Here is a 14,031-nt window from a genome sequence, read left to right as displayed (position 1 = left end):
GAAGAGGTGAGGAGAATGGATCAAGATATTTGTAAGGCTTCTATTTTCATTGGTAATAAGGGGAAGGATATAAAAAAAGCGATGGTATTGAATGTCATTCTTACAATGATATTTACTTGTATTGTAAGTACAGGAGTATATGCCTTCTTACATCCTTCCATTCTGATGATTTGTGGAGTATCAATACTTGTGTTTTTATTTTCATTGATAGGATTTTCGAGCTTTCTTTCTATGAATATACGCTATTTTGAAATAACGGAGCATGAAGTTATAATAGCTGATTCTACTCAGTTTCGTATACAATACCAAATGTTACTTAATGTGCTTTTTAAAACGCATTATGAAGTAGAGACCGTACGGTTCTCGTTGTGTAATATAGACGCAGTCAAAATTTATGCAATTGAAGATACTAGATATACAAGATTTACAAATTACGATGGACACACAAGCAAAGGATATCGTGTATGGATAAAACTATATTTGTCCGATCACTCTAGCTTTATCCTTAAGGATTGGTTTTATTATAAACACCCTAATGTTATCCGTGCCTTCGAATATTTAGAGGAAAACGATATAAACATCATAGATCATCAACAGATCCTTGAAATCATTAAAAAAGATCTTTCATTAAATGACATATTGAATAAGAAGGTGTCTTTATGATTAAGATATATATAAAGGCAGAAAAAGAAATTTATTCTTTATTAAATATGCATATTATGAATATGGCAAAAAGAGAAAACATAAATTGTCTTTGCAAAGCATTCAGCTCACTCGATGTCATAGAAGAGAAGGGTCTAGTGATATATCAAGTTTGTGATGATGTAAGAGATTTACAATCTCTTGCCATTGAAATATGTAAAGAAAAGGGAGAACTTATTTTCATCACAAAGGACGAATTGGTTTCTCGAAAAGAGTTATTATATAAAGTGAAAAAAATATATTGTTATGATATAAAAAAAGAGTTCTCTAATCTACTGAATGAGATTAAGAAATCACTCATAATACGAAATAGTTGTATCAGATATACTTCAGGGTTTATGGATTTTGAAATCCATCCAGCACATATAGTGTATATAGAATCCTATCATCATGATTTATATATTCATACAGATTTAGTAAAATTAAGAATACGAGATTCTTTAAAAAAATATTGTATGGAGAATGAATTTGTACATTTGATACAAATACACAAATCATTTATTGTAAATTTATGCTGTGTCAAAGAAATAAGAACTCATACAATCCTGCTGAATAACGGAGAAGAACTGCCTATTGGAAAACGGTATGAGAATGCATTAAATACATGTTTAGCGAATTATATGAAATAGCAGATATCTTCTAGGATACCTGCTATTTTTGTCATTCTTTTACATTGACCTGTTTTAGGTTGAAAACAAGATCTTCTAAATCAATCATTAAGTTTTCAAAACTTTGATTTGTAGGTTTATTTGCGGTTTTATCTAAGCTCATATTTAGACTGTTTGCAATCTTCACCGCAGTTGAAAAATCTAGTTCTCGTTTATTGTTGAGGATTTTGTTAAGCGTGGAATAATCAATATCGATTTCGCTTGCTAATTCTTTTTGTGTCTTTCCAATACGTTTTAGTTTCTGACATGCTTTTGTTGTGAAGCTAATTGATATATCGTCCATTTCATCACTCCTAATGGCTAAATTGCATATTTATGATTTAATTATATGGGCAAGTGGAGGACGATGAAATGTTAATAGATAAAATAGATATTATATGATATAAAATGGATGATATAGAAATACGTCGGTATATAAAAAACCGCTGATATAGAGCGGTTTACATATGCATTGGTGCAGAAGAAGAGATTTGAACTCTCACGCGATTGCTCGCACTGCCGCCTGAAGACAGCGTGTCTGCCGTTCCACCACTTCTGCATGTTGAATGCTTGTATATAATACACCTTTTTTTTTGTTTCGTCTATACTTGCACTGGCAATTTAAGATAGATGAAAATGGGCGGATATTTATTTCGTTTGTGTTTGATAAAGGAGAGAAATGAAGTGTTCATGAAAGAAAAAAACGATGAATTTCATCGCTTTCTTAGTGCTATTTAAACATGAATATCATGCCTATTAAGTACAATGGTGCAGTCGATGAGATTTGAACTCACACGAGCATACGCTCACTACCCCCTCAAAGTAGCGTGTCTGCCATTCCACCACGACTGCATTTCGTATTGCGTTATTTATCATACTATATTTTTATGTATTTATCTATAGCTTTTTCGCAATTTTAAATCAAAAAAATTTGTGATTTTATTAAAATTCTTTAAAAATTCACCGTTCGCACATACTCTTCACACATTTATAGTGGATAATGTAGCACGTATAGAAAGGTTGAGACTATGAACAAAACAAAAAAAGCAAGTAAAATCAGCGCGATTAGTATTGTATTCTATGTAGTAGCAGTTGTCTTCTTATGCATTGCGGCATTTAATATTTGGCAAGCATATGATTATGTACAAACACAACAAGCTCAATATACATTAACATTAAGTTATATCTTTTATGTATATAGCACATATAGTGCACAATACTTCGCGTATGCATTTATCCTTTATGGAGTAGGTGTAGGTTTAAGTAAAATTAATGTATTACATTATGCATTCAGCGAAATTGTAGGGAATGCTATGGAAGAAGTTGAAGTATCTTCCACAGATGATGAAGTAATCGGTACTGAAGAAACTCCTTTAGAAGAGGTAAAATAAAAAGCGCGTTGCGCTTTTTATTTGTCTAATTCTTTTACAACTAATTCTGCTATTTGTACAGCGTTGGTAGCAGCGCCTTTACGCACTTGATCACCACAGCACCAGAAACTTAAAGCATTTTTATGACCACTCATATCTTTACGAATACGTCCTACAAATACTAAATCTTGATCTGTTGTATCCAATGGCATTGGGTACTTTTTATTTGCTGGATCATCCACAAGTTTAATACCTGGAGCATCTTTCAATAACTCTCTTGCTTTTTCAACATCGATTTCATTTTCAAATTCTACCATGATAGATTCTGAGTGAGAACGAATGATGGGTACACGAATACATGTACAGTTTACACATAATTCAGGATTGCTCATAATTTTGCGTCCTTCGTTTTGCATTTTCATTTCTTCACTAGAATATCCTTCATCGTCGAATCCACCAATTTGCGGAATTAAGTTATAAGCAATTTGGTATTGAAAGTTTTTAACTTCAACTTCTTTTCCATGTGCAATAGCACCTAATTGTTGTTCAAGTTCATGAATTCCACCAACACCAGCACCACTGACTGCTTGATACGTAGATACTACCATGCGTTTTGCATGTGCATATGCATGTAGCGGTTGTAATGCAACCAATGCAATAATTGTAGCACAGTTAGGGTTTGCGATGATTCCATGATGATCTTTTACAGCTTCAGGGTTTACTTCTGGGATAATCAAAGGGACATTGTTGTCTAATCGATAGGCAGAACTATTATCTACAACTACAGCACCTTTACTAGCTGCGATAGGCAAATACTTTTCTGCAATATCATTTTCTGCAGCACCTAATACGATGTCCATTCCATCAAAACTGTTCTCTGTTGTTTCTTCTACTGTGTATTCTTTTCCAGCAATATTTAATTTCTTACCAGCACTTCTTGCACTTGCAAGCAAATGTAATTCCTTGATAGGGAAATTACGTTCCATCAAGATTTTGATCATTTCCTGACCAACGGCACCAGTGGCACCTAATATAGCAACATTGTATGTTTTCATTCTTCTTCTCCTTGCTTTTTCCTATATGATAAAAGATGATTCGAATTTATACAACAAAATTTGTATAAATTGCTTCTACTGTTTTTTCGTAATCTTTATTTTCAACACCAACAATGATGTTCATTTCATCCGTTCCTTGGGCAATCATACGGATATTGATGTTGTTTTTACCTAAGACTGCGAATAATTTTCCACTAATACCAGGTTTGTACATCATTTGACGACCAACTGTCGCGATTAAAGATATATTATCGACGATTTTGATTTCATCTGCGTTACATGCTTTTTTCATATCACCCACCATATCATAGATGACGTCTTTTACATCTTCACTATTAACTACGAGGCTGAATGAATCAATACCGCTAGGGATATGTTCAATGCTTACACGATAGTTTTCGCATACTTCTAAAGCACGACGGATAATTCCAACTTCATCTGACATATGGTTCTTATAAATTGCGATCACCGTAAAGTTCTTTTTACCAGCAATACCAGTAATCATTTGTTCGCTAGGTTTATCATCTTTTTCAATGATGATGGTTCCACCTTCTTCAGGGTGATTGGTATTTAAAATATTGATTGGAATGTTCTTTTCTTTTACAGGGAAGATGGCTTCTTCATGTAACACACTAGCTCCCATATAAGATAATTCTCGAAGTTCACCATATGTGATCGTATCAATACGTTTTGGTTGATGAACGATACGTGGGTCAGCCATTAAAATACCAGAAACATCGGTCCAGTTTTCATACATATCTGCATCTAAGATATCGGCTAAGATAGAACCTGTAATATCACTACCACCACGTGACATTGTTTTTACAGTGCCATCTGGAAGTGCTCCATAAAATCCAGGCATAACGAAGCGATCGTGATCTTTCATATAATTGCTCATGCGATAACGTGTCGCATCGAAATCGATTTTTCCATCATAACGGAAGGTGATAATATCTTTAGAATCAATGAAAGGGAATCCAAGATATTCCGCCATAAGTTTTGCGGTAAGATATTCCCCTCTAGAAACTAGATAATCCGTAGACATAGATTTCGAAAGCTTTGCTTTTAAATCAGCTAAATCATCTTCGATTGGATACGTTAAGTTCAAATCCTTCTTAATAGAAAGAAAACGTTCTTCGATTAAATTGAATAATGGTGTATGATCCACACTATATTTTAGATGAGCTTCAATCAGGTATAATAAATCAGTTACTTTATTATCTGTTTTATGTTCTCTACCAGATGCACTTACAACCACAAAGCGTCTTCCAGGATCACTTTCAATAATCCCTTTTACTTTTGCGAATTGTACTGCATTAGCAACAGATGAACCACCAAATTTAGTTATCTTAATCATAATCTTCTTCTCCTCTATAAATACTAGCCATAAATGCATCCCCATCAATGGCCATGATATCTTTCATATATTGATGCATATGATACACTTCTACCCCTTTGACATGTAAATAAGTGTTTCCTTCAAAAACATGTTCCTCTGTATTGCATTCTTTTAATACAGCATAAGCAGAAGGTTTCAAACGAACGATATAATCACGTAAACATAAAGTTTTGTCATATTCCATTTCATTCGCGAATGTGAGTTCCCAATGACTTGTTTTTTCATTAATATCTATAATATCTTGTACAATGGCATTGGCAGTTGGCAGTTTTCCAGCTCCCTGTCCATAGAATTTTAAATCTCCAATGGTTGTTCCATGAAGAGTAATGATGTTGTAGTTGTCTTTTGTATTACTTTCAATTTCGGTTTTATCAAATAGAATCGGTTCTACAACACATCCATAATGATTTCCATTGCGTTTTGTTTTCGCAATCAAGCGTACATTATATCCCAAAGATTGGAAATAAGAAACGTCTTGTTTTGTGATGGTACGAATACCATATACAGGGAATGTATCAGGCACATGGAAATCGTATGCTAAAGAAGCAGAGATTCTAAGTTTGTTACAAATATCATAGCCGTCGATATCTGCACTTGGATCTGCTTCTGCATATCCTAATCCTTGTGCTTCTTTTAAGATTTCATCAAAGGATGCTCCATAACGTTCCATGTGATCCAAAATATAATTACTAGTACCATTGAAGATACCATGTATTCTTTCTACTTCATCAATACGCATAGCTTTGGCCAATCCCTCGATCCAAGGAATGCCTCCACCTGTAGTTGCTTCATAATAGATTTTAACATGATGAGCATTTGCACATTCCACAAAATCTCTTAGATATTTTGCGATTACGGCTTTGTTTGCTGTTACCACATTTTTTCCATGTTGTAAGGCTTCCATAATATAGGTATGTGCAGGTTCAATACCACCCATTGTTTCCACAACTGTTTCACAGCTGTCATCATTTAATATTACATTTATATCATCACACATACATGGATGTGTTTTTTCTTTTCCTTTACGTATTAGAATGTGAGACACATGTAATTTTTCTGTATATGGTGTTTTTGCTTGTTCAATAATCTCTACAACACCTGATCCCACCGTTCCAAATCCTAAGATTGCGATATTCATAAGTTTCCTCCTCTAAAACTTTTTGTGTCTTTTTATCAAAAACACTTGTTTTTATATTGCGAACATTGTATCATAGTAAAAAAAGAAATGCAAGACGAAAAAAAGGAGAAATTAAAATGAAGAAAATATATACTAGCACAAGGAATAAAATGATAGCACTTACACCAAAAGAAGCGGTATTAAAAGGGATTGCGGATGATGGAGGCTTATATGTGTTCGATGATTTGGATACTTTAAAACTTCCTTTAGAAGATATGATGCATATGGATTATAACGAAATGGCTGCGGTTGTTTTAAAGACGTTATTACCAGACTTTACAGATGAAGAGGTTGCCGTATGTGTACATGATGCGTATACAGGTAAATTCCGTAATGAGGACATTACACCTCTACACAGTACAAAAGATACACATATTCTAGAGCTCTTCCATGGACCTACTTGTGCCTTTAAGGATGTGGGGCTTAGAATGCTTCCTCAATTGATGTCAAAGTCATTGAAAGAAAAACAAGATGCGAAGGTTATGATTTTAACCGCAACAAGTGGAGATACTGGTAAGGCAGCCTTAGAAGGTTTTTGCGATGTGGATAACATTGGGATTACCGTGTTCTATCCAAATCATGGCGTAAGCAATATTCAACGTTTACAAATGGCAACACAAACAGGAAACAATACACGTGTATGTGCCATTGAAGGTAATTTTGATGATGCGCAATCCAATGTGAAGAAGATTTTCAACGATCAAGCATTGGCAGCACGTTTAAAGGAAGAAAACATTTCTTTATCTTCCGCTAATTCAATTAATATTGGACGTTTGATTCCACAGGTTGTTTACTATATCTTTGCATATAAGGAAATGGTAAGCAAAGGACACATCCAGTTTGGTGATAAACTTAACTTCTGTGTACCTACTGGAAACTATGGAAATGTACTAGCTGGATACTATGCAAAATGCATGGGGCTTCCTGTGAATAAATTCATAGTGGCATCCAACTCTAATAATGTACTATTCGATTTCCTTAAGGATGGTGTGTATGATCGTAATCGTCCTTTCTATAAAACTATTTCTCCTAGTATGGATATCCTGATTTCTAGTAATTTAGAACGTTTGTTATATTACAAGAGTGGAAAAGATGCAAACTATATTGCAGAATTGATGAAGGATCTTGAAACAAAGGGACGTTATCAAGTGCGTGAGGATATCTTTGAAAGTGTGAAAGCAGATTTCTATGGTGGATATTGCGATGATGAAGATTGCGCAAAAGCAATGAAAGAATTCTATGAAGAAAGTGGTTATGTAATGGATCCACATACTGCCAATGCGTACAAAGTAATGAAAGACTATGAACAAATCGATAACCAATGCAAGAGTGTCTTATTGTCTACAGCAAGTCCTTATAAATTTGCACCTGCTGTATTTGAAGCGATTTTTGGTAAAACAGATTTGGACGAATTTGCATGTATGGAAGAATTACAAAAGAGAACAGGTGCTGGAATACCAGAGCCACTTCGTTCTTTAAAAGAAAAAGCAATCTTACATGAAGATGTAATTGATAAAGATGAAATGAGTGCCTACAGTGAGGAAGTTGCCAAGGAGATGCTTGCATGATTAAGGTAAAAGTACCGGCAACAAGTGCGAATCTAGGAGTTGGTTATGACTGCTTAGGGATTGCCCTTGACGATTTTGCATATGTAACATTTGAATTGTTGGATGAAGGCGTGGTAATCACTGGGTGTGAGGAAGCCTATTGCAACGAGGATAATTTATTCTATCAAGCTTTTTTAGAAGGCTTGCGTTATATGAACAAAACGGTTCCAGGAATTCATATTCATATTGATTCCAATGTACCGTTTGCTAGAGGTATGGGAAGTTCTGCCACTTGTATCGTAGCAGGTATTGCTGGAGCGAATGCACTCTTTCAAAATCCAATGAACAAATATGAAATATTTGATATTGCGACGCGTATGGAAGGACATCCTGATAACATTGCACCCGCAATATTTGGTGGATTGTGTGTTTCCTTTATGGAAGGAGATACACCAAATATGATCAAATATGGTATTAAGAAAGATATGATTATGGTTACGATGATTCCTGATTATGAGGTGTCCACAAAGAAAGCACGTGAAGTGCTTCCCAATACGATGTCCTATCAAGATGCAGTCTATCAAATGGGACGATGTGCTGCTTTAGCAAAAGCATTGGAAATTGGAAATCCACTCATTATAAAAAAAGCTTGTGTTGATAAAATGCAAGAGCCTTATCGTAAAGCACTGATTCCTCAATACGCGCAAGTAAAAGAGCTATGTGAAGAAGCAGGGGCAATTACGATGTTTATTAGTGGAAGTGGTTCTACCATGATTGCCTTAAGCAATGAAGAAGAAATTGCGAACCAAATCAAAACAACGATTGAGAACATGTTTCCAACATGGTCCGTTCGTTTACTCCATGCTACCTATGATGGGGTACAAAGTGAGGTGCAGTAAATGGAAAAGTATTATATCGTAGATAGTACCATCTTGCCAGATGTGCTTGATAAAGTCATCGAAGCACGTTCTCTATTACAAAATGGAGAAGTGAAGCAGGTGAGTGAAGCGGTAAAAAAAGTTGGTATTTCAAGAGGAACATACTATAAATATAAAGACTATGTGTTCTTGCCAGCACAAGGGATGAGCGCTCGTAAAGCCGTCATTTCCTTAATGTTACATCATGACAAAGGAATTTTGTCAGAAGTATTAAATGCGATGTCCAAGGTAAATGCGAATATTTTGACAATCAATCAAAACATTCCTATTCATGAATGGGCTTCTGTTGTGATTTCCTTTGACTTATGTGAAATGAGTGTTTCCATCGATGAATTGATGAATGCACTTCAACAATGTAGAGGAGTTAGTAACTTACGTTTAGTTGCGGTTGAATAACCAATCTTTGGATTGGTTATTTTTTTTAAATTCAGGGTAAATTTTATTTTCTTTTCACAAGAACTATGGTACGATATTTAAAGGCGCGATATAGAAAGTTGGAGATTTTATGAAACAGGAAATATTTGACAGGCTGAATGGGGTGACGGCTTACGTTTCTGTCATAGCACTTATCATAATCTTGCTCATAACAAGTATTGATATGAACTGCTTCAATAGAGACTTCTTTAAATCAGAATATGAAACATTAGAAACGGCGAAGGAATTAGGTATGAGCGAAGCTGACCTAAACAAAGCCACGAACACACTTTTAGATTATCTTCGAGATGAACGTGAGGACATTTCTGCAGAGATTACTTTAAAAGGAAGTAAGGTACAAGCATTCAATAGTAAGGAAGCTGCACATATGGTGGATGTAAAGGGACTATATCAATTTGCGATGGTTCTACGAAACGTATGTTTGATTGTTTTCTGTGCTTCTTTTATCTATCTTTTGATACGATTGAAGAAAGGTGCATTTACTTTATTAAGTATTGACTATATGAAAACGGCCACGTTATTTGCGGTTGTGTTTGCGATGATTGCGATGTGGGCATATGTGGATTTTGATGCATTTTGGACACTGTTTCATCGTTTGGTGTTCCGCAATGAGTTATGGCTGTTGGATCCTAGTACAGATTTGATGATTAATTTATTTCCATCACAATTCTTTTCTAGTTTAGTATTTCGTATAGTAGGAATGTTTGCGGGATCCTTTATTTTAATCTTTGCGGGAAGTTATTTATTTCTTCGTATACGTTTGAATCGTATGCATGAGGAACTACAAAATGAACTATAAAGATATTCTTCTTGCGAGTAATTCACCTAGAAGAAAAGAACTTATGGAAGATAGCGAAATACCCTTTAAAATATGTACAGCACAGAGCGAGGAAATCTTTCGTGTTGATATAGAAAAAGAACAAGCAATTGAACAAATTGCGTTTGAGAAAGCGAATGCTGTTTTTGAACAATATCCAGATGCGATTGTAATTGGTGCGGATACTATGGTTTGTTACAAAGAACAAATGCTTGGAAAACCAAAAAATCGTGAAGATGCTTATCGAATGCTAGCGTTGTTAAGCGGAAAGACACATGAAGTTATTACAGGTGTTGCGATTTTGAATTCTAATGGTAATGTGCTGTTTCATGAAAAAACCTTTGTGACTTTTTATGAACTAGAGCATGAAATGATGGAATGGTACCTAGATACACAAGAACCATTTGATAAAGCCGGAGCCTATGGAATTCAATCAAAAGGGAAACTGCTGGTAAAAGAAATCCATGGGGATTATTACAATGTGATGGGGTTGCCAATCGCAAGAGTTGTAAGAGAAATAAAAAAACTTCAGAAATAATCAATTTATAGTTGAAAAAGCAGGTAGAGCTTATTATAATATAATAGCTCAAGCGCCGACATAGTATAATGGTAATACAGAGCAATGGTAATGCTCAGCTCGCAGTTCAATTCTGCGTGTCGGCACCAGTGTGAAAAGGACGGATATTCTTAGGAATGTCCGTTTTATTCTTTTTAGACAAGTTACAAAAGTTAATGTGTTCCACTCATTTTTGTGATAAAATAAAAAAGACAGAAAAGAGGTGCCTATATGAAGAAGATAATATGTATAATGCTTTGTGTTTTTATGATGAGTGCATGTAGTATAGGACATCAGGCAGGAGATCCTATTGAACTTACTCCTCAAGAAGTCAATAATAAACTACAAGATGAAAAACAAAATACATTTATGTTATACCTAACAACTGATAATTGTTATGCATGTGAGGAGTATGTAAAGGTAATACAAGAAGTAGAAGATGAATCTCATTTTGATATATATTATGTAAATGTACCTTTGGAAGATGTGGATAATAATGAGAAATCTGCACTTGCGGAATTAGGAATTACAATTGGAAGCTATACCCAGTTACCTATGACCTTTTACTTTTATCAGGGAAGCCTGTTGCCTGAAAATAGAAAAGAAGGATTCATAGAGAAGAAGGATTTAAAAAAATGGTTGAAAGAACTTCACCTGATAAAATAAAAGATACACGTATGGATTCCGTAAATACAAAAGAAGATGTATGTGAAATATTGGAATCTATGGGAATTCAAAAAGGTATGGTGGTTTTACTACAGGCAAATATTCAAAAATTAGGATACTTAGTAGGTGGAGAACAAATGCTTATCGAAGCACTTATGGAAACGGTAGGCTATGATGGAACTATTGTAGTGCCTTCTTTTACTCCACAAATGAGTGATCCCGCTTGTCATAAGAGAAATGTGGATCGTGAAAGCTGGGAAAAGATAAGAGAGCATATGTTGCCATTTGATCGAAAACTTAGTGTATCCAAGTATGGTGATCCCTTTGTTCAACAATTCTTAAGAAACGAAGGTGTTGTGCGTTCTTATCATCCACTATATAGTTTTGCGGCATGGGGCAAATATGCCAAGTTAATTTGTGATAAACATCCCTTGCATTTTGGATTAAATCAAGATTCACCATTGGGTAAGATTGTGGAATTCAATGGATATGTACTATTGTTGGGGTGTAGTTATAAGGAAAGTGTTATGTTTCAGTTAGCACGTTATCATGGAGAACAATTACCAATTAAGATAGTAAGTGCACCAATTGAGATAAATAAAAAGCGTATCTGGAAGGATATGCTTGATTTGGAATATAATCAGAAAGATTTTGATGATATAGGAGAGGCTATGGAAGATCGCTACATTGTGAAGACTACCTATCTTGGTGGAGGATTATGTCGATTCTTTTCCGCTCGAGAAGCGCAAACCCTAGCAACCGCCTATTTTCATATTCATAAAGATTGAATTAGTAACTGTGCAAGTTTGGATAATGATTGAGCATCGATTTCATCAAAACGCGCCAATTCAAAAGAATCAATATCAAGAACACCTAACAAGGTGTTTTCTTTTACAATCGGGATTACAATTTCAGATCGACTTGCGCTATCACATGCAATATGACCTGGGAATTTGTGGACATCCTCTACACAAAGAATTTCTTTTTTACATGCACTTGTGCCACAGACACCTTTTCCCATTGGAATATGCATACAAGCAACCTTACCTTGGAAAGGACCTAGTACCAATTCATCATTCTTAAATAGATAAAATCCGACCCAGTTAATCTTAGGTAATGCATGATATAAAAGAGCAGACATATTTGCCATGTTCGCTATTTGATCATGTTCCTCATATAATAGAGCCTCTAGTTGTGCATATAGTTCTTTGTATAATACTTCTTTTTCACTCATTATGTTCACATCCTTTCTTTAAGTATATAAAAACCCTATAAGATTTGCACGTATTTTTTGTGCTACTTATAGGGAATGTTTATTTTGTAGGTGAAACTAAAGATGGGTTATGCTAAATCTGCTTCACTGTTACTAGCTTTAGTATATGCTTTAGAAATATTTTTAGCACTATCTGCAGTCATTTTGTACCAGCTTTGTCCACACATCATTTCAAACACATCACGTTGTAATTGAGATACTGTTTGATACAATTTTTCCGCTTCCTTATATAGGGCAGCATTACTTGCTTCTTGTGAGAAGGTATTCATCTCTGCTTTCATGTGTTTTAAAGTAACTAATAAATTGGTTGAAATATCTTTTTCAGAATAGCTTTGAGAACCAGTTGACATTATTTTGCCTCCTTTTCTAAAATCTTAACCATGGTTTTGTATTGCTCTTTTAATTTCTTGTTTACATTTTTGAAGCAGGTTTTTACTTCTTCTGTTTGTAACATGTTCATGTCATTTGCAATGCGTTTGTTTAAAACTAGGGTCTGATCTAATAAATCAGATAAATATAAGACGTCTTTAGGTGTCAGCATAGTTTGTTGTTGTATAGTCATAGGGAAAGACTATACTCTCCTTTCGTTTATAGTATGGAAATAAAAATCCTAGGTATTCCTATGATTTCATAAAAATATTTGCTATAATATTGACTCGTGAGGAGGTAGAACATGGAATTGAAAGAAAGAGATCATGTATACATACAGAGTTACAAACATGATGGAAGTCTTCATCGCACTTGGGCAACTGGTTATGTCATTGAAGTTAATGAGAAGAGAATCGTTGCGGTAACAAACAAAACACTCGTGAGTGAATCTGATGGGCGTAAGTGGATTACTAGAGAACCTGCGATTTGTTTCTTCTATCCTGACAAGTGGTATAACATTATTTGTATGATACGAAAAACAGGAATTCATTATTATTGTAATTTGGCATCTCCTTCAATATACGATGGGGAAGCTATTAAGAATATCGATTATGATTTGGATGTGAAGGTTTCACCTGTTGGTAAAACCATACTACTAGATGAAGATGAATATGATGCACATGCGAAAGAGATGGGATACAGCGAAGATTTAAAAAAAGCAATACGTTGTGGACTAGATCGTTTAATGGTGGATATACGTTTACAGAATTCTCCCTTCGAGCATCGTGAAATTTCTAAATTGTATGATAAATATCTGCAATATATAGAAGAAGATAAACGAGGATTTTAAGGAAGAATAGAGCTTTGAAAAAGTTTTAAAAAAAAGTGAGAATATTTGTTGACACAGTTTGGGATGTATAGTATTATATACAGGCACTCAACGAGAGTGAAAACAAATCGGTCTTTGAAAACTGAACAGGAAATACGTTGATTTCAATGAGATATGAACATAATCATATTCCAGATAAACAAACAAAAAAACAAGACGTTGGCAAAACGTCTGAGCTAAATCAAATGGAG

The 14,031-nt window shown here is 34.6% G+C and carries 18 protein-coding genes and 3 tRNA genes; 12 read left to right on the top strand and 9 right to left on the bottom strand.

What is annotated here, in order from left to right:
* Positions 1 to 15 precede the first annotated feature (15 nt).
* Positions 16 to 663, top strand: coding sequence for a hypothetical protein (locus ACWG42_RS07735; protein ID WP_455791346.1), 648 nt, complete (start codon positions 16 to 18; stop codon positions 661 to 663).
* Positions 660 to 1,331 carry a LytTR family DNA-binding domain-containing protein gene (locus ACWG42_RS07730; protein ID WP_455791344.1) on the top strand — a complete coding sequence of 224 codons (672 nt, stop codon included), beginning with the start codon at positions 660 to 662 and terminating at the stop codon, positions 1,329 to 1,331. Before ACWG42_RS07735 ends, ACWG42_RS07730 begins: the two co-directional genes overlap by 4 nt.
* Before the next feature lie 31 nt (positions 1,332 to 1,362).
* On the opposite strand, the gene ACWG42_RS07725 is transcribed toward ACWG42_RS07730, so the two are convergent.
* The 3 genes from ACWG42_RS07725 to ACWG42_RS07715 all read right to left on the bottom strand — a co-directional run bounded on the left by ACWG42_RS07725 (position 1,363) and on the right by ACWG42_RS07715 (position 2,201).
* A complete protein-coding gene (locus ACWG42_RS07725) occupies positions 1,363 to 1,653 on the bottom strand; it encodes a helix-turn-helix domain-containing protein (RefSeq protein ID WP_455791343.1) in 291 nt (96 codons plus the stop codon).
* Positions 1,654 to 1,822: 169 nt separating this feature from the next.
* Positions 1,823 to 1,908 (bottom strand) — tRNA-Leu (locus tag ACWG42_RS07720).
* A 207-nt stretch (positions 1,909 to 2,115) separates the two neighbouring features.
* Positions 2,116 to 2,201, bottom strand: a tRNA-Leu gene (locus ACWG42_RS07715).
* A gap of 176 nt (positions 2,202 to 2,377) precedes the next feature.
* On the opposite strand from ACWG42_RS07715, the gene ACWG42_RS07710 reads away from it, so the two are divergent.
* Positions 2,378 to 2,740, top strand: a complete 363-nt coding sequence (locus ACWG42_RS07710; protein WP_455791341.1) for a hypothetical protein — start codon at positions 2,378 to 2,380, stop codon at positions 2,738 to 2,740.
* A gap of 17 nt (positions 2,741 to 2,757) precedes the next feature.
* Here ACWG42_RS07710 and ACWG42_RS07705 read toward each other — a convergent pair whose 3' ends face one another.
* Genes ACWG42_RS07705 through ACWG42_RS07695 form a run of 3 tightly spaced genes read right to left on the bottom strand, consistent with a single transcriptional unit; the run spans position 2,758 to position 6,311 of the window.
* Positions 2,758 to 3,774, bottom strand: a complete 1,017-nt coding sequence (locus ACWG42_RS07705; protein ID WP_455791340.1) for an aspartate-semialdehyde dehydrogenase — start codon at positions 3,772 to 3,774, stop codon at positions 2,758 to 2,760.
* Positions 3,775 to 3,820: 46 nt separating this feature from the next.
* The gene (locus tag ACWG42_RS07700; protein ID WP_455791338.1) at positions 3,821 to 5,131 is read right to left on the bottom strand and encodes an aspartate kinase; all 1,311 of its coding nucleotides are present in this window, start codon (positions 5,129 to 5,131) and stop codon (positions 3,821 to 3,823) included.
* Positions 5,124 to 6,311: a homoserine dehydrogenase gene (locus ACWG42_RS07695; RefSeq protein WP_455791337.1), complete on the bottom strand. Its 1,188-nt coding sequence runs from the start codon at positions 6,309 to 6,311 to the stop codon at positions 5,124 to 5,126. Before ACWG42_RS07695 ends, ACWG42_RS07700 begins: the two co-directional genes overlap by 8 nt.
* Positions 6,312 to 6,427: 116 nt before the next feature.
* Here ACWG42_RS07695 and thrC point away from each other — a divergent pair, with 116 nt between their 5' ends.
* The 8 genes from thrC (at position 6,428) to ACWG42_RS07655 (ending at position 12,097) form a co-directional block, all read left to right on the top strand.
* Complete coding sequence (thrC, locus tag ACWG42_RS07690) at positions 6,428 to 7,918, top strand: threonine synthase (RefSeq protein ID WP_455791335.1); 1,491 nt, start codon at positions 6,428 to 6,430, stop codon at positions 7,916 to 7,918.
* On the top strand, positions 7,915 to 8,796 hold the full coding sequence (gene thrB / locus ACWG42_RS07685; protein ID WP_455791333.1) for a homoserine kinase: 882 nt from the start codon (positions 7,915 to 7,917) through the stop codon (positions 8,794 to 8,796). Before thrC ends, thrB begins: the two co-directional genes overlap by 4 nt.
* On the top strand, positions 8,797 to 9,231 hold the full coding sequence (locus ACWG42_RS07680; protein WP_455791332.1) for an ACT domain-containing protein: 435 nt from the start codon (positions 8,797 to 8,799) through the stop codon (positions 9,229 to 9,231). It abuts the gene before it with no gap.
* A gap of 109 nt (positions 9,232 to 9,340) precedes the next feature.
* Positions 9,341 to 10,069, top strand: a complete 729-nt coding sequence (locus ACWG42_RS07675) for a TIGR01906 family membrane protein (RefSeq protein ID WP_455791331.1) — start codon at positions 9,341 to 9,343, stop codon at positions 10,067 to 10,069.
* On the top strand, positions 10,059 to 10,625 hold the full coding sequence (locus ACWG42_RS07670) for a Maf family protein (RefSeq protein ID WP_455791329.1): 567 nt from the start codon (positions 10,059 to 10,061) through the stop codon (positions 10,623 to 10,625). The genes ACWG42_RS07675 and ACWG42_RS07670 overlap by 11 nt, the downstream gene beginning before the upstream one ends.
* Positions 10,626 to 10,679: 54 nt before the next feature.
* A tRNA-Thr gene (locus tag ACWG42_RS07665) sits at positions 10,680 to 10,753 on the top strand.
* A 121-nt stretch (positions 10,754 to 10,874) separates the two neighbouring features.
* Complete coding sequence (gene traF / locus ACWG42_RS07660) at positions 10,875 to 11,309, top strand: conjugal transfer protein TraF (RefSeq protein ID WP_455791328.1); 435 nt, start codon at positions 10,875 to 10,877, stop codon at positions 11,307 to 11,309.
* The gene (locus ACWG42_RS07655) at positions 11,279 to 12,097 is read left to right on the top strand and encodes an aminoglycoside N(3)-acetyltransferase (RefSeq protein WP_455791326.1); all 819 of its coding nucleotides are present in this window, start codon (positions 11,279 to 11,281) and stop codon (positions 12,095 to 12,097) included. Before traF ends, ACWG42_RS07655 begins: the two co-directional genes overlap by 31 nt.
* On the opposite strand, the gene ACWG42_RS07650 is transcribed toward ACWG42_RS07655, so the two are convergent.
* The 3 genes from ACWG42_RS07650 to ACWG42_RS07640 all read right to left on the bottom strand — a co-directional run bounded on the left by ACWG42_RS07650 (position 12,085) and on the right by ACWG42_RS07640 (position 13,144).
* Positions 12,085 to 12,543 carry a GAF domain-containing protein gene (locus ACWG42_RS07650; protein ID WP_455791325.1) on the bottom strand — a complete coding sequence of 153 codons (459 nt, stop codon included), beginning with the start codon at positions 12,541 to 12,543 and terminating at the stop codon, positions 12,085 to 12,087. The two genes, ACWG42_RS07655 and ACWG42_RS07650, sit on opposite strands and share 13 nt — an antisense overlap.
* 107 nt (positions 12,544 to 12,650) lie before the next feature.
* Positions 12,651 to 12,932 (bottom strand): spore coat protein, encoded by a 282-nt coding sequence (locus ACWG42_RS07645; protein WP_455791323.1) that lies wholly within the window; start codon positions 12,930 to 12,932, stop codon positions 12,651 to 12,653.
* Positions 12,932 to 13,144, bottom strand: coding sequence for an oxidoreductase (locus tag ACWG42_RS07640; RefSeq protein ID WP_455791322.1), 213 nt, complete (start codon positions 13,142 to 13,144; stop codon positions 12,932 to 12,934). Before ACWG42_RS07640 ends, ACWG42_RS07645 begins: the two co-directional genes overlap by 1 nt.
* A 111-nt stretch (positions 13,145 to 13,255) precedes the next feature.
* Here ACWG42_RS07640 and ACWG42_RS07635 point away from each other — a divergent pair, with 111 nt between their 5' ends.
* Positions 13,256 to 13,801, top strand: coding sequence for a DUF402 domain-containing protein (locus ACWG42_RS07635; RefSeq protein ID WP_455791320.1), 546 nt, complete (start codon positions 13,256 to 13,258; stop codon positions 13,799 to 13,801).
* Positions 13,802 to 14,031 lie beyond the last annotated feature (230 nt).

It is taken from the genome of Amedibacillus sp. YH-ame10, from assembly GCF_053848885.1.
Note: the sequence above shows the minus strand (reverse complement) of the source record. Positions and strands in the feature narration are given on the sequence as shown.